This window comes from Microbacterium sp. CCNWLW41 (assembly GCF_037083505.1).
Genome location: NZ_JBAOJP010000001.1, coordinates 138,075 through 152,794, shown reverse-complemented (window position 1 = coordinate 152,794; position 14,720 = coordinate 138,075). Strand labels below are relative to the sequence as shown.

The window sequence follows — 14,720 nt, the reverse complement described above, 5'->3', positions numbered from 1 at the left end:
AGGAGGCCCGCGGCACATCGCCGCGGGCCTCCTCGCGTCCGAAGCAGCGGGCCGGCGGGTGGGTGGGTGGCATCCCCTCGTCCGCTTCCGTTCGACAGGTCAACCGCGCTTCCGCAGGAGGTTGGATCGGTTCACTCTCCTGTGGAGGGCCGGTTGACCTGTGGAACGGGCACGAAGGCGCCCCGCGGCGACCGGGGAGCAAGCTCGCGCCTGGGATGACGGCATCCGCTGGCTCCCTTCCGTTCGACAGGTCAACCGCGCTTCCGCAGGAGGTTGGATCGGTCCAACCTCCGGCGGAGGGCCGGTTGACCTGTGGAATGGGCACGAAGAGGGCCCCGCGGCGCGATGCCGTGGGCCCTCTTCGTGCGGTTCTCAGCGGGCGGCGAGGGCGTCTGCGCCGGTACGGACCGTCGCCATCGCCACCCTCGGGTCGGCCGCCGTGACGACGTGCACCTCGCCGGTCAGCTCGACCTGTACCTCGGCGTCGCGCCGGGCGCACGAGGGGCCGACCCAGAGCTCGATCTCGCCCGGCTCGACGATGCGGCGGCCGTCACGTCCGGTGAACGCGAGGCGCGTGGCCGGCACGGCGAAGCTCACCGACACCGACTCGCCCGGCTCCAGCGGCACCCGCTGGTACGCCAGCAGTTGCGCGACCGGACGCGTGACCGATGCGACCCGGTCCCGCGCGTACAGCTGGACGACATCCGCTCCCGGCCGGTAGCCGGTGTTGGTGACGACGACCGACACCTCCAGGATGCCGTCGGTCGCGGCATCCGTCGCCGTCAGCGCTCCGCGCTCGAACGTCGTGTACGTCAGGCCGTGGCCGAAGGGCAGGGCCGGGGTGTTGTCAGCGCTCGTGATCTCGGTGGGGCCGCCCAGGACCGGGTGCAGGTACGTGTACGGCTGTGCGCCCGCCGACCGGGGGAGCGACACCGGCAGGCGCCCCGACGGCGCGGTGCGGCCGGAGAGGATCCCCGCGATCGCGGGGCCGCCCTCCTCGCCCGGGAAGAAGGCCTGCAGGACCGCGCTCGCGGCGCCCGGTCCTTCGAGCATCCAGCCGATGGCGTACGGGCGTCCCGAGACCACCACGACGGTTGTCGGCGTGCCCGTGGCGATCACGGCCTCGACGAGGCGGCGCTGTGCGCCGGGCAGCTCGAGGTCGTCGACGTCGTTGCCCTCGCCCACCGTGCCACGGCCGAACAGGCCGGCACGATCGCCGACGACGACGATCGCGACGTCGGCGGCGGCCGCCGCCTCAGCGGCCGCGGCGATCCGGCTCGTGTCGGGGTCCTCGACGTCGCAGCCGCGTTCGACCACGAGGTCCGCTCCCGCGAACTCGCCGCGCAGCGCCTCGGCGATGGACGGCATCTCGAAGCCGAGCGGAGTGCCCGGGTGGTGCGCGAGCACGTGGTTCGCGAAGGAGTAGCACCCCATGAGCGATTCGGCCGAGTCGGCGTTGGGGCCGATCAGCGCGATCCGCCCGGGAGCCGAGAGCGGCAGCACGCCGTCGTTGGTCAGCAGGACGACGGATTCCTCGGCCGCCCGCCGCGCCAGGGCGCGCAGCGCGGGATCGTCGAGGTCGATCTCGGTGGGCGGCGTCTCGAAGTCGGCGTCGAGCAGGCCGAGCCGCTCCTTCTGGGCGAGCACGCGCAGCACGGCGCGGTCGACGAGCTCCACCTCTTCGGGATGGGCGGCGAGCCGGGCGCGCAGCGGCCCCGCGAACGCGTCCGCGGTGGGCAGCTCCACATCGATGCCGGCGCGGAGGGCCAGCACCGCCGCCTCGCCGAGATCGGCGGCGACGCCGTGCAGCGAGTGCAGGAACGCGACCGAGAAGTAGTCGGCGACCACGGTGCCCTCGAAGCCCCACTCCTCCCGCAGCAGCTCTGTGAGCAGCGTCGGGTCGGAGGCGACGGGGACACCGTCGATCTCGGCGTACGAGTTCATGACCGACTGCACGCCGCCGTCGCGGATGGCCATCTCGAAGGGCGGCAGCACGACGTCCTGCAGGCGGCGTCGGCCCATCTGGACGGGGGCGTGGTTGCGACCGGCCTGCGAGGCCGAGTACCCCGCGAAGTGCTTGAGGGTCGCATCGACACCGGCCGACTGCAGCCCGCGCACGTAAGCGGTGCCGATGGTGCCGACGACGTAGGGATCCTCGGCGATGCACTCGTCGACGCGGCCCCAGCGGGGGTCGGTGACGACGTCGAGCACGGGGGCGAGGCCCTGGTGGATCCCCAGCGCCGCCATGGACCGGCCGATCGCCGCCCCGAGCTCCTCGGTCAGCTCGGGATCGAAGGCCGCGCCCCACGCCAGCGGCGTCGGGAACGTCGCGGCCTTCCACGCCGCGAGCCCGGTCAGGCACTCCTCGTGCACGACGGCTGGAATGCCCAGGCGGGTCTGGGTACGCAGACGCCGCTGCTCCGCCCAGAGCCATTCGGCGCGCGCGACCGGGTCCACGGGCCGCGTGCCGTACACGCGGGTGAGGTGGCCCAGGCCGTGGGCCGTCGCCTCCTCGTACGGGCCGGTGTTGCCGCGCTCGCCGGCCATCGGGGCGACGACCTCGCCGCCCTTGTCGACCCAGTAGCCGACGAGCTGCGCGAGCTTCTCGTCCAGCGTCATCTGCGCATGGAGGGACTGCACCCGCGGCGAGACCGCGGGCATCACGACGTCGCTCATCCCTTGACCGCCCCCGTCAGGCCGCCGACGATCCGCCGCTCGAAGAGGCTGAAGAACACCAGCGCGGGCAGCATCGACAGCGACGTGAACGCGAGCACCTTCGCCGTGTCGACGGAGTACTGCGACGAGAAGGCCTGCACACCGAGCGGGAGGGTGAACTGCGCCTCGTCGTTCAGGATGAACAGCGGCAGCAGGTAGCCGTTCCAGCTTCCGATGAAGGCGAGGATGGCCACGGTGATGACACCGGGCACCGCCAGGGGGAGCACCATCCGCCAGAAGAACGACAGGCGACCGCAGCCGTCGATGTACGCGGCCTCCTGGATCTCGTCGGGGATCGCCCTCAGGAACGGGACCAGGATGATGATCGTCGTCGGCAGTGCGAACGCGATCTGCGGCAGGATCACCCCCGGCAGCGAGTTCATGAGCCCGAGGTTGCGCACCACGATGTACAGCGGCGTGATCGCCACCGTGATCGGGAACATCAGGCCCGCGGCGAACAGCGCGTACAGCGCTCCCCGCCCGGCGAAGGTGTACCGGGCGATGACGTAGCTGGCCATGAGCCCGAGCGCCACCGCACCCGCGGTCGTCGCGAGGGCGACGATCGTCGAGTTCAGCACCTCGTTCCAGAACAGCCCGCTGGTCAGGACCTCGACATAGTTCTGCGGGTTCCAGCTCACCGGCAGGCCCGACGGGTCGACGGTGATCTCGGAGTTGCTGCGGAAGCCGCCGATGATGATGTACAGCACCGGCCCGAGCATCAGCGCGATGATGACCAGGGCGACGAAGTACACCGCCGGGCTTCCCCAGGGGAGCTTGTTGACGTCGCGGCGGCGGGCGGGCACCGTGTCGCGGATCGTGATGGTCCGGGTGCTCATCGAGTCCGTGGAGCTCACTTGACGCCCCTCTCTGTGATGGCCCCCGCGGTGTCACGGCGCAGGATCGTGCGCTGGTAGATCAGGGCGACCACCAGCGAGATGACGAAGATGACGACGGCCACGGCGCTGCCGTACCCGAAATTGCCGGAGTTCCGTCCGGTCGCGACCATGTAGATCGCCATGGTGTTGGTTCCCGCCACGGACGACACGTACTGACCCCAGATGATGTACACCAGGTCGAAGAGCTGCAGCGCGCCGATGATCGAGAGGAACGCCCAGATGCGCAGCGTCGGGCCCAGGAGCGGCAGGGTGATGGTCCGCTGGATCTGCCAGTAGGACGCGCCGTCGATCGCAGCGGCCTCGTACAGCTCCTGGGGGATCCCCTGCAGCCCGGCGAGGAAGAGGATGACGGCGAACCCGATGTACTTCCAGGTGAGGATCGCCATGAGCGTCCAGATCGCGATGCTCGGGTCGGCGAGCCAGTCCTGCGCCAGCCCGTCGAGCCCGATCTTCTCGAGGAAGCCGTTCAGCGCTCCGTTCGTGGCCAGCATGAGGCTGAACCCGGTGCCGACGATGACCTCGGCGATCACGTAGGGGACGAAGATGAGGACGCGGATCACGGACTGACCGCGCATCCTGCGGTTGAGCAGCAGCGCCAGCAGGATCGCGACCGGGCCCTGGATCACCAGCGACGCGACGACGATGAAGAAGTTGTGCCCGAGCGCCTGCTGGAAGATCGTGTCGGTGAAGATCGTGACGTAGTTCTGCAGGCCGATGAACTCGGTCGCCGGGCCGAAGCCGGACCAGCGGAAGAAACCGTAGTACGCGGCCATGATGACCGGGAAGATCACGAAGCCGACGAAGAAGATCAGCGCCGGCCCCACCAGGATCATGACTTCGAGGCGGCCGGCCCAGCCCAGGCCTCGCGGGCGTCGGCGGCCTCGCGGCACCGACGGGGGCGGCGTGGTGCCGCCCCCGTCGTGCTCTGCAAGGCCGCGAGCGTCGGATGACATCTCGCGGGTGGACACGATCAGCCCTGCTTGCCTGCCGCGTTGACCGCGTCGACGAGCTGCTGCGGGTCGCTGTTGCCGGCGAGCATGTCGACGACCGCCACGTTGAGCGCGTTGCCGACATTCTGGCCGAGCACGGTGTCGAGCCACTGCGAGACGAACGGAGCGCTGTTGTACGCCTCGAGGATCTGCTGCAGGTACGGCTCGGTGACGGCTTCCTGCGCCACGGTGTTGACCGGCGGCGAGTTGAATGCCTTGTAGTAGGCGGTCTGCTGCTCGGCGCTGGCGACGAAGTTCAGGAAGTCCGCACACTCCTCCGGGGCGTCGACCGAGCACGAGTAGCCGTCGACGCCGCCCATCATCGAGCCCGGCTCACCCTCGCCGCCCGAGATCTCGGGGAACGGGAACCACGCGAGGTCGGGGAGCGGCTTCTCGTCGGGCGTCAGGGAGGCGATCACGCCCGGGTCCCACGCGCCCATGAGCTCCATCGCGGCCTTGCGGTTGGCGATGAGGCCGGCCGAGCTGCCCGCGCCCTGCTGGGGCTCGGTGGTGAGGAATCCGTCGTTGAAGGGGTCGATCGCCGCGAAGTCCTCGAGGTCCTCGCCGGCGCGCAGCCAGCACTCGTCGCTGAAGTCCTTCGTGTCGCCCGTCTCCTCGATGACCTCCGGGCTGCACTCCCGGATCGCGAAGAAGTAGTACCAGTGCGCGGCCGGCCACGCGGCCTTCGCGCCGAGGGCGATGGGCTCGATGCCCGTCTCCTTGAGGCTGGCCACCGCGTCCTTGAGGTCGTCGATGGTCTCGGGGGTCTCGGTGATGCCGGCGTTGTCGAAGGCGTCCTGGCTGTAGAAGAAGCCACCGGGCAGCACGGACAGGGGCATCGCCCACACCTTGTCCTGGTAGGTCTCGGCGGCGAAGGAGCCCTCCGGGATCTCGGCCTTGATGTCGTCCGAGATGAGGTCGGTGAGGTCCATCAGCTGGCCGGCGTTGACCATCGCGGTCATCTTGCCGCCGCCGCGCTGGAGGAAGATGTCCGGCGCGTCGCCGGCGTTCAGTGCCGTCTGCAGCTTTCCGTCCATGTCCTCGTTCTGGACCGACTGCATCTTGATCGTGACGCCGGGGTTCTCTTCCTCGAACGCGGCGATCGCGTCCTTCCAGAACTGCTGGCCGGGGCCCGTGGTGGAGTTCTGCCACAGCGTCATCTCGACGCTGCCGTCGCTGTTCTCGCCGGAGCCGCCCGCACTGCAGCCGGCGAGCGCGAGCGCGCCGGCGACGAGTGCAGCCGAACCCGCGAGGATCCTGTTGCGCTTCATGTGATTCCCGTTCTCTCCTTCGAGGAGCACCTCTGCTTCGCGGTGCCTTGGTCTGCGCGATTCGGGGTCGCGCGGTCCGGAGCTCGGCCCGGACCTGAAAAGTCTGAAATGGCAACAAAAGGTTTGTCAAACGTTTTCGAAAACGGTTTCGACCACGTTATGCTTTCGAGATCATGAAGCGCCGCCCCACCATCACCGACGTCGCCGCGGCGGCGGGCGTTTCGGTGGCGACGGTGTCGAAGGCGGTCAACGGCCGTTACGGAGTGGCCAGCGAGACGGTCGACCGGGTGCTCGCCGTCGTGGCGGAGCTCGGCTACGAGTCGAGCCTCATCGCCAGCAGCATGCGCTCGCGCACGACCGGCGTCATCGGGGTCCTCGTCGCCGACTTCGAGCCGTTCAGCGCCGAGATCCTCAAGGGCGTCGGCCAGGCGCTGCGCGAGTCGCGCTACGACCTCCTGGCGTACTCGGGGTCGCGCGGAGCGGCGGACGGCTGGGAGCGCCGCTCGCTGTCGCGGCTGAGCGGGACGCTCATCGACGGCGCGATCATGGTCACCCCGACCGTGGTGAACGTGGGGGCGGAGGTGCCGCTCGTCGCGATCGACCCCCACACCGGTCCCGCCGACCTGCCGACCGTCGAATGCGACAGCTTCGGCGGGGCGCTCCAGGCGACGCGGCATCTGATCGAGCTGGGCCACTTCCGCATCGGCTTCATCGCCGGCCGCCCCGACCTGCGCTCCTCCATCGCGCGCGACGCCGGCTATCGGCGTGCGCTGACGGATGCCGGACTGCCGATCGATCCGGCACTGGTGGGCTCGGGCAGCTACCGCCAGGACGCGGTGCGCATGGCGGCGCTGGAGATGCTGCGACGGCCTGACCGGCCGACGGCGATCTTCGCCGCGAACGACATCTCCGCGATGGAGATCGTCAAGGTGGCCGCCGAGCTCGGCCTCGATGTTCCCCGCGACCTCTCGATCATCGGATTCGACGATGTGCCGGAGGCCTCCAAGGTGACGCCGGCGCTGTCGACGGTGCGCCAGCCGATGCAGACGCTCGGCGCGGAGGCTGCGCGGCTGCTGCTCTCGCTCATGCAGGGCGACACCCCCGAGGTCACGCACGTGACGCTGCCGACCCGGCTCGTGCCGCGCGCCACGACAGCGCCGCCGCCCTGATCGCGGTGGTCAGCGCAGCGCGATGACGGACGGATCGCGCAGCAGTTCCGCGAACGCGGCCTCGGCCGCGCCGATCAGCAGCCGGTCCTCGGCCAGCGCGGCTGGCCGGATCTCCAGGTCCTCGCCGTTCGCCGGCATCGTCTGCGAGACGACGGCCTGCCGCAGCCCCGACGGGTCATGCTCCGCGAGCATCGCGAGGAAGCCGCCCAGCACCACGACCGCGGGGTTGAGCACGTTGACCGCGTTGGCCAGGGCGGTGGCGAGGATCCGGCGCTGACGGGCGATCTCGTCGAGCACGTCGGGTGCGTCCGAGGTGCGCAGCAGCTCGGCGAGCTCCGGCTCGTCGGCGTTGTGCCGCCCGAGCGCCGCGAGCAGGCGTGCGCGGCTCACCTCGTCCTCCAGCACGCCGTCTGCCGCCCGCCTGTCGGTGGGGGACGCGATGCCCGGACGGTTCTGGCCGAACTCGCCGGAGTACCCGGACGCGCCGCCGACCGGGATGCCCTGCACGATGAGCCCGCCGCCGATGCCGCTGGCGCCGCCGTTGAGATAGACGACGTCGTCGATGCCCCGGGCAGCCCCGAAGAGGTGCTCGGCGACCACGCCCATCGCCGCGTCGTTGCCCACGACCGCGGGGAGCCCGGTGGCGTCCTGGACCAGCTCGCGCAGCGCGACGTCCCTCCACTTCAGGTGAGGGGCGTCGCGGACGAGTCCGTCCGACCCGCGCACGAGGCCGGGCACGGCGATCCCGATGCTTGCGACGACCGATCCGGCGAGGTCGTCCCGCCGCCACGACGAGATGCGCTCGCCGATCAGCTCGGCCGTGCGCTCGGGGCTCAGCAGCTCCGTCATCTCGATGCGCTCGCGGCGGCGGACGCGGCGGTCGAGGCCGACCGCGGCGATCGACAGCGCGTCGACCTCGGGGTTGGCCGCAACGGCGATGACGCGCGGGGCGGCGGTCACCAGCGGAGACGGGCGCCCCACGCGCCGGCTGGGATCGGGTGCGCGCTCTTCCGCGACGCCGGAGGTGACCAGGTCGCCGACGAGATCGGCGATGGTGGAGCGGTTGAGGCCGGTCGCAGCCGTCAACGTGGCGCGCGAGACCGGGCCCTTGAGGTGGATGAGGCGCAGCAGACGCGAGAGATTCGCCTGGCGGCTGCCGACCGGATCGTTCATCCCCTCACTGTAGAGGCGGACGTCGGCGGGCGATCAGCGGCGGGTCGGCGCTGCGGGCTTCTCCCGCGTCTGGTCCGCGACGGCTGAGGGGCAGATCGACTGCACCGCGGCGGCGAAGTCGAGTGTCTGGAGCACCTCGAAGGCGCGGTCGTAGCGCGCGCCCTGCAGCACGACGAACACGGCGCCGACGACGTCGATGAAGCCGACGGTGGCGCCGCGCACCTTCACCTCGTAGCGGTCGACGTCGATGCGCTCCCATCGCACGGCGGAATCCCGGGGAGCGGGCGGCTCCGGCATGCGGGGCGGCAGCTCGCGGAGCGAAGGCATGGCGCGCGAGCGGAGACCGCTGCGCCGTGCGGGTGAGGACGGCCTTTCGAGGACCATGGACCGCCTCCTCTCGTCGATGAAACGATCCTGGTCCCCGCACGATTCCGGCGCATCGGGGTTGACCTTGCGGGACGGTGCCGCTAAGCGATTCCGCGAGCCGGCGTCCGCCACCCCTTGTTCTACCCGAGGCGGATGAATGCCGAGCCTCGCACCGGTGAACGCCCGGGTTCGCCGGTCAGGAGCGCAGCCGGAGGTCAGGACGGATACGGCGCCGTGCTGCCGCGCACCACGAGGTGCGTCGCCAGATCCATCCGCAGGGTCTCGGGCGTGGCGCCGTCGGCGAGTCGCAGCGCGAGACGGGTCGCCTCCTCGCCCATGCGTCGCAGCGGCTGGTGCACGGTGGTGAGCTGCGGGCTGACCCACCGCGCCAGCGCGATGTCGTCGTACCCGACGATCGACAGATCGTCGGGCACCCGCAGCCCCGCCGCCGAGCCCGCGGCGATCGCGCCGAGGGCCTGCAGGTCGCTGCCGGCGAAGATCGCCGTGGGCGGGTCGGGGAGCGCCAGCAGCTCTCGCGTGTGGGCCTCGCCGCCGGCTGTGTGGAAATCGCCGAACCGGATGAGCGCGGGGTCGATGCGAAGCCCCGCCGCATTCATCGCCGACCGGTAGCCGTCCACGCGCGCGAGCGAGCACATCATGTCTTCGGGGCCGGTGATGGCCGCGATCCGGCGGTGCCCCAGCTCGATCAGGTGGCGCGTCGCCATCAGGCCGCCCGCCCAGTTGGCCGACCCGACCGACGGGACGTCGGGGGCCGGGTCGCCGGCAGGGTCGACGATCACGAAGGGGATGCCGCGCGAGCGTAGCTTGTCGCGGTAGCGCTCGGCGAGGTCGGAGAACACCAGCACCACAGCCACCGGCCTGCGGCGCAGGACCCCGTCGATCCAGTCCGCCGCGGGGGAGTGGCGGTCGCCGCTCACGGTGAGCACGACCGAGAGCCCGGCGGCGTGCGCGATGTCCTCGACCCCCTCGATGACCTCCATCGACCAGCTCGGCTCCAGCTCGTGGAACACCAGTTCGACGAACTCGCTGCGCGGGGTCTGGCTGCGCCGGGTGTAGCCGTGCCGGGCGAGGTGCTCTTCGAGCCGGGCGCGCGTGGCAGGCGAGACGTCGGGTCTGCCGTTGAGAACCTTCGACATCGTCGCGAGGGAGACGCCCGCCTCCGCGGCGATCTCTGCCAGCGTCACGCGCGGCGGTGTCGACATGGGCGGATCCTTGCGTCGTGGTGCGCCTGTCCTGGGCGTCGTCGCCGGGACCACGTTCAGGATGCCATACCGGGTTTCGCTGTCCGGTGCGAGGGGTTCCGGCTCGCTCACCAGTCGTGGATGGTGCCGTCGGCGAGGCGGTTGTACGGGAGGTAGGCGCGGATGTAGGGGTATTTGCCGGCTTCGTCGGTGTCGAGGTCGACACCGAGTCCGGGTTCGTCGCCGGGGTGGAGGAAGCCGTCTGTCCAGGTGAAGGACTGCTGGAACACCGCGTCGGTCTTGGTGCCGTGCCGCATGTACTCCTGGATGCCGAAGTTGTGGATCGCGAGTCCGAGGTGCATGGCGGCGGCCATGCCGACGGGGGAGACGTCGGTGGGACCGTGCATGCCGGATTTGATCTGGTACTGCGCGGCGTAGTCGAGCACCTTCTTCAGGTGGGTGATGCCGCCGGTGTGGGTGACGGCGGAGCGGACGTAGTCGATGAGCTGTTCACGGATGATCTGCTGGTAGTCCCAGACCGTGTTGAAGATCTCGCCGATCGCCAGCGGCGTGGTGGTGTGCCGGCGGACCAGGCGCAGCGCCTCCTGGTTCTCTGCGGGGGTGCAGTCTTCGAGCCAGAACAGGTCGTAGGGTTCGATGCTCTTGCCCAGCTGCGCGGCTTGGATGGGGGTGAGGCGGTGGTGGGCGTCGTGGAGCAGGGGCAGTTCCGGGCCGAACTCTTGGCGGACCGCTTCGAACACGGTGGGCACGTGCCGCAGGTAGGAGCGGGTGTCCCAGTCCTCCTCGTTGGGCAGGTCACCGCGCTGGGCGGGTTCGTGGTCGTAGCGGACACCGGTGTTGGCCTGGTAGGTCGCGTTGGAGGCGATGCCGTAGATCGACTTCAGGCCGGGCACGCCGGTCTGCACCCGGATGGCCTTGTAGCCCTGCGCCTGATGGGCGCGGATGGAGTCGAACAGCTCGGGCAGGTCCTTGCCGGACGCGTGCCCGTAGGCGAGCAGGCCGGTGCGGGACGCGCCGCCGAGCAGCTGGTACACCGGCATGCCGGCGGCCTTGCCCTTGATGTCCCACAGCGCCATGTCGACCGCGGCGATCGCGGCCATCGTGACCGGCCCGCGCCGCCAGTACGCCGACCGGTACAGGAACTGCCAGGTGTCCTCGATGCGGTGCGCGTCCCTGCCCAGCAGCAGCGGCACCACGTGCTCGCTGAGGTACGCGACCACCGCCAGCTCCCGCCCGTTCAACGTCGCATCGCCCAGCCCGGTCAGGCCGTCGTCGGTCGTGAGCTTCAACGTCACGAAATTGCGGTCCGGGCTGGTCACGATGACCTCGGCACGATCGATGATCATGTCGGTCTCCTCTTCTGTCGGTTCTACGGGTCAGTCCGCGGCGATCGCGGACGAGATGAGCTCGCGGTCGGCCGCGTTCGCTCCGGTCATCAGCCGGTCGAGCAGGCCGTCGGGGTCCCCGGCGGGAAAGGCCCCTCGCCGGGCACCCTCGGCCCAGTCGCGGATGACGGCGAGCGCACCGCCGGCGTCGCGGCCGGCGACGCGCTCGGCGGCGAGGACCGGCAGGATCCGCAGCCGCACCTTCGTCGCGGTGTCCACGGCGATCTGACGGAGGCGGTGCGCGATCCGTCCGTTCTCGAAGCGCTCGACGAGGTCGCGCCGGTAACCGGCGGTGTCGGCGCCCCCGCCGACCGCGCGTTCGGCCTCGTCCCAGAACCGGTCGAGCACCTCGCGGCACGCGGGATCGGACATGGCGTCCGCGACCGTCTCATGGCCGCGCAGCAGGCCGCGGAACGCCAGGGCCAGGTGCCCCCCGTTCAGCACGAGGAGCTTGCGGCGCTCGAAGGGTTCGATGTCGTCGACGAATCGGGCGCCGGCGTCCTCCCAACGCGGCCGTCCCGCCGGGAAGTCGCCGGCGAGCACCCAGTCCGAGAAGGGCTCCGCCACCACGGCGGCCTCGTCGCGGAAGCCGGTCGACGCCTCGACCGCGCGCAGGTCCTCGTCGGTGGTGTGGGGGGTGATGCGGTCGACGCTCGTCGAGACGAACGAGACCGGCCAGGACGCGGCATCCCACCCGGCTGCGGCGGCGATGTCGCGGACGGCGCGGCGTATCGTGGCGCCGTTGCCGGGCAGGTTGTCGCAGGGGACGACGGCGATCGGTCCGCCGCCGCGAGCGGCCCGCTCGGCCAGGGCGTGGGTGAGCCGGCCGACCGGTGTGCGCAGGCGTGCCGGATCACCGTCGCGCAGCGCGGCGAGGTCCGCGGCGAGGTCGGGATCGGCGGGGTCGATGAGGCCGTCGGCGCCGAGGTGGTAGCCCGCCTCCGTGACGGTGAGGGTGACGATCGCCGTCGCGGGGTGCGACACCAGCTCGACCAACCGCGCCAGGTCGCTCGCGGGCCGGGCCTCGGCGATGCTGTCGACGAAGGCGAACCGGTCGCCGTCGCGGTCCCGCTCGATGAGGGTGTACACGCCACCCTGGGCCTCGAGCTGTTCGGCGACCCGCGGACCGCGGCCGGTGAATCCCGCGATCCCCCAGCCGGCGGCGTCGCCGGCGCGCGCGGTATACCACGCCTGGTGCGTGCGGTGGAAGGCGCCGATGCCGAGGTGGACGATCCGCACCGGCGCCGCGGGGCGGGCCAGCCCCGCGGTGACGAGCCGGTCGCGGTGCAGGCGGGTGAGGGGATCGGGAGTCATGACGCCGCCTTCGCGCCCACCGGCATCCGGTCCGGCTGTCCGACGCGGTCGCGGAGCCACTCCGCCTGACGCACCCAGTGCGCCCCCTCGCCGCCCTCGTGGCCGTTCCACGGGTACGCGACCACGTCGGCGCCGGCCGCCCAGTGGTTCGCGGCCGCGAAGACGCCCGAGGGCGGCGCGACGGTGTCCATGAGGCCCGCGCCGAAGAGCGCGGGAGCCGTCGCCCGCCGTGCAAAGGCCACGCCGTCGAAGTACGACAGCGTCTGGAACACCCGCTCGGCCGAGTCGCGATGCACCGAGAGATACCGCGTGAGCTCGGCGTGCGGGTCGGCGTCGGTGAGCCCGACCACGCGGGGGAGGTCGCACAGGATCGGCGCCGAGGGGAGCGCGCCGGCGAGCCCGTCGGACAGGCCGGCGGCCGCGATCGCGATCGCTCCGCCCTGGCTGTTGCCGGTGACCGCGATGCGCTCGGGATCGACCTCCGCCACCTCGCGCAGCGCGTCGACGGCCCGCACCGCGTCGGTGAAGACGCGCCGGTAGTAGAACTCGCGCGGGTCCTCGATGCCGCGCGTGAGGAATCCCGCCGTCGCGGGCCCGGCGCCGTGCGGATCGGGCGTCTGCCCGCCGGTCCCCCAGGTCGACCCCTGGCCTCGCGTGTCGACGATGAGCTGCGCGAAACCCGCCGTCGGCCAGTGCAGCCGCTCGTGCGGGAGGCCCCGGCCGCGACCGTAGCCGACGAACTCCGCGACGGCGGGCAGCGGCTCGCGGACGCCTGCGGGCAGGATCAGCCACGCGTGCACCGGCTCGCCCGCGAATCCGGGGAAGACGACGTCCTCGACGGTCACGAGGTCGAGCGGCGACGGCGCCGGAGAGCGACGGATGCCGCTTCCCGCGGCTCGCGACGTCGCGAGCGTCTCGCGCCAGAAATCGTCGAATCCGGAGGGCTCGGAGACCTCCGGGCGGTATGCCCGCAGCTGCGGCTCGGGCAAGTCGAAGTGCGCCATCGGCGGCGGTTCTCCCTTCATCTCGAGGGGCGCCCGACTCGGCGGTCCCTCGTCGGCGCTGCCAAATGAAAACGTTGACATTGCCTTCCCCAGAGGCTACCGTCATCGTGTATCGAACGGGAAGTCGAAACTTTCTGCACGAATCGAGGCCCTTCCGAGGCTGCCGACCACCCCGCAAAGGAGCGCAGTGTCCGTCAACAGCAACGTCGTCATCGCCGACGCGATCGAGCTGCGCGAAGAGGCCGAGGACGAGCGGCGCAACGCCGGTCGCGGCGGGCGCTCTCGCGTGCCGAAGCAGCGCAGGACCTGGCGGCGAGCCCTCAAGAAGGACTGGCGGCTCTACTCGCTGCTGGTGCTGCCGATCGTCTTCCTGCTGATCTTCCGCTACGTGCCGATGGCGGGCAACATCATCGCCTTCCGCCGCTTCCGCCCGGGCGGCAGCATGTTCGGCGACGAGTGGGTGGGGCTGCGCTACGTCGAGCTCTTCATCAACGACCCGACCTTCTGGCGCGCGTTCTGGAACACCGCGATCCTCGGCGGACTCACCCTCGCGATCGTCTTCCCGCTCCCGATCATCCTCGCCCTGATGTTCAACGAGCTGCGGTCCCACCGGTTCAAGCGGGTCGCACAGTCGATCTCGTACCTCCCCCACTTCATGTCGATCGTCATCGTCGCCGGCATGGTGCTCCAGCTCACGGCGCTGCGCGGGTCGATCAACCAGGGGATCGAGTTCTTCGGCGGCGAGGCCATCCCCTTCATGCAGCTGCCCGAGTGGTTCCGCACCATCTATGTGAGCTCCGAGATCTGGCAGACGGTGGGCTGGGGGACGATCCTCTATCTCGCCGCGCTCACCACCATCGACCCGCAGCTCTACGAAGCAGCCCGTATCGACGGCGCGAGCCGCTGGCGGCAGATCTGGCACGTCACGCTGCCCGGCATCCGGCCCACCATGATCGTGCTGCTCATCCTCAACATCGGCACGTTCATGGCCGTCGGGTTCGAGAAGGTGCTGCTGCTGTACAACCCGCTGCTGTATCCGACAGCAGACGTCATATCCACGTACCTCTACCGGGTGGGCATCATCTCCAGCAACTTCTCCTACGCCACGGCGATCGGCCTGTTCGAGGCGCTGATCGGCCTGACGTTGATTCTGACCGCCAACGCCATCTCGCGTCGAACCGTGGGGACGAGCCTGTGGTGACCTCCAGCATCCGC

At 70.8% G+C, this 14,720-nt stretch carries 12 protein-coding genes; 2 read left to right on the top strand and 10 right to left on the bottom strand.

The window, feature by feature from the left end:
• Positions 1-372: 372 nt before the first annotated feature.
• Genes V6R91_RS00580 through V6R91_RS00565 form a run of 4 tightly spaced genes read right to left on the bottom strand, consistent with a single transcriptional unit; the run spans position 373 to position 5,871 of the window.
• A complete protein-coding gene (locus V6R91_RS00580) occupies positions 373-2,676 on the bottom strand; it encodes a beta-glucosidase (RefSeq protein ID WP_336393652.1) in 2,304 nt (767 codons plus the stop codon).
• Positions 2,673-3,551, bottom strand: a complete 879-nt coding sequence (locus V6R91_RS00575; protein ID WP_336395010.1) for a carbohydrate ABC transporter permease — start codon at positions 3,549-3,551, stop codon at positions 2,673-2,675. The genes V6R91_RS00580 and V6R91_RS00575 overlap by 4 nt, the downstream gene beginning before the upstream one ends.
• A gap of 14 nt (positions 3,552-3,565) precedes the next feature.
• Positions 3,566-4,564 (bottom strand): carbohydrate ABC transporter permease, encoded by a 999-nt coding sequence (locus V6R91_RS00570; RefSeq protein WP_336395009.1) that lies wholly within the window; start codon positions 4,562-4,564, stop codon positions 3,566-3,568.
• 17 nt (positions 4,565-4,581) lie between these two features.
• The gene (locus V6R91_RS00565) at positions 4,582-5,871 is read right to left on the bottom strand and encodes an ABC transporter substrate-binding protein (protein WP_336393651.1); all 1,290 of its coding nucleotides are present in this window, start codon (positions 5,869-5,871) and stop codon (positions 4,582-4,584) included.
• 173 nt (positions 5,872-6,044) lie between these two features.
• On the opposite strand from V6R91_RS00565, the gene V6R91_RS00560 reads away from it, so the two are divergent.
• Positions 6,045-7,040 carry a LacI family DNA-binding transcriptional regulator gene (locus tag V6R91_RS00560; RefSeq protein ID WP_336393650.1) on the top strand — a complete coding sequence of 332 codons (996 nt, stop codon included), beginning with the start codon at positions 6,045-6,047 and terminating at the stop codon, positions 7,038-7,040.
• A gap of 9 nt (positions 7,041-7,049) precedes the next feature.
• On the opposite strand, the gene V6R91_RS00555 is transcribed toward V6R91_RS00560, so the two are convergent.
• From V6R91_RS00555 to V6R91_RS00530, 6 genes are all read right to left on the bottom strand, one after another.
• Positions 7,050-8,213 carry an ROK family protein gene (locus V6R91_RS00555; protein ID WP_336393649.1) on the bottom strand — a complete coding sequence of 388 codons (1,164 nt, stop codon included), beginning with the start codon at positions 8,211-8,213 and terminating at the stop codon, positions 7,050-7,052.
• A gap of 33 nt (positions 8,214-8,246) precedes the next feature.
• The gene (locus V6R91_RS00550; protein WP_336393648.1) at positions 8,247-8,540 is read right to left on the bottom strand and encodes a hypothetical protein; all 294 of its coding nucleotides are present in this window, start codon (positions 8,538-8,540) and stop codon (positions 8,247-8,249) included.
• 254 nt (positions 8,541-8,794) lie between these two features.
• Positions 8,795-9,802 carry a LacI family DNA-binding transcriptional regulator gene (locus V6R91_RS00545; RefSeq protein WP_336393647.1) on the bottom strand — a complete coding sequence of 336 codons (1,008 nt, stop codon included), beginning with the start codon at positions 9,800-9,802 and terminating at the stop codon, positions 8,795-8,797.
• A 107-nt stretch (positions 9,803-9,909) separates the two neighbouring features.
• A complete protein-coding gene (manD, locus tag V6R91_RS00540; RefSeq protein ID WP_336393646.1) occupies positions 9,910-11,148 on the bottom strand; it encodes a D-mannonate dehydratase ManD in 1,239 nt (412 codons plus the stop codon).
• A gap of 30 nt (positions 11,149-11,178) precedes the next feature.
• On the bottom strand, positions 11,179-12,501 hold the full coding sequence (locus V6R91_RS00535) for a mannitol dehydrogenase family protein (protein WP_336393645.1): 1,323 nt from the start codon (positions 12,499-12,501) through the stop codon (positions 11,179-11,181).
• Positions 12,498-13,505 (bottom strand): acetylxylan esterase, encoded by a 1,008-nt coding sequence (locus V6R91_RS00530; protein ID WP_336393644.1) that lies wholly within the window; start codon positions 13,503-13,505, stop codon positions 12,498-12,500. Before V6R91_RS00530 ends, V6R91_RS00535 begins: the two co-directional genes overlap by 4 nt.
• Before the next feature lie 286 nt (positions 13,506-13,791).
• Here V6R91_RS00530 and V6R91_RS00525 point away from each other — a divergent pair, with 286 nt between their 5' ends.
• Positions 13,792-14,706: an ABC transporter permease gene (locus V6R91_RS00525; RefSeq protein WP_336395008.1), complete on the top strand. Its 915-nt coding sequence runs from the start codon at positions 13,792-13,794 to the stop codon at positions 14,704-14,706.
• Positions 14,707-14,720: the final 14 nt, after the last annotated feature.

Bases quoted from the DNA above. Each gene is read 5' to 3' on its own strand.
- V6R91_RS00555 (WP_336393649.1), bottom strand. From the start codon at position 8,213: ATGAACGATCCGGTCGGCAGCCGCCAGGCGAATCTCTCGCGTCTGCTG.
- V6R91_RS00535 (WP_336393645.1), bottom strand. From the start codon at position 12,501: ATGACTCCCGATCCCCTCACCCGCCTGCACCGCGACCGGCTCGTCACC.
- V6R91_RS00530 (WP_336393644.1), bottom strand. From the start codon at position 13,505: ATGGCGCACTTCGACTTGCCCGAGCCGCAGCTGCGGGCATACCGCCCG.
- manD (WP_336393646.1), bottom strand. From the start codon at position 11,148: ATGATCATCGATCGTGCCGAGGTCATCGTGACCAGCCCGGACCGCAAT.
- V6R91_RS00570 (WP_336395009.1), bottom strand. From the start codon at position 4,564: ATGTCATCCGACGCTCGCGGCCTTGCAGAGCACGACGGGGGCGGCACC.
- V6R91_RS00580 (WP_336393652.1), bottom strand. From the start codon at position 2,676: ATGAGCGACGTCGTGATGCCCGCGGTCTCGCCGCGGGTGCAGTCCCTC.
- V6R91_RS00560 (WP_336393650.1), top strand. From the start codon at position 6,045: ATGAAGCGCCGCCCCACCATCACCGACGTCGCCGCGGCGGCGGGCGTT.
- V6R91_RS00565 (WP_336393651.1), bottom strand. From the start codon at position 5,871: ATGAAGCGCAACAGGATCCTCGCGGGTTCGGCTGCACTCGTCGCCGGC.
- V6R91_RS00545 (WP_336393647.1), bottom strand. From the start codon at position 9,802: ATGTCGACACCGCCGCGCGTGACGCTGGCAGAGATCGCCGCGGAGGCG.
- V6R91_RS00575 (WP_336395010.1), bottom strand. From the start codon at position 3,551: ATGAGCACCCGGACCATCACGATCCGCGACACGGTGCCCGCCCGCCGC.
- V6R91_RS00550 (WP_336393648.1), bottom strand. From the start codon at position 8,540: ATGCCTTCGCTCCGCGAGCTGCCGCCCCGCATGCCGGAGCCGCCCGCT.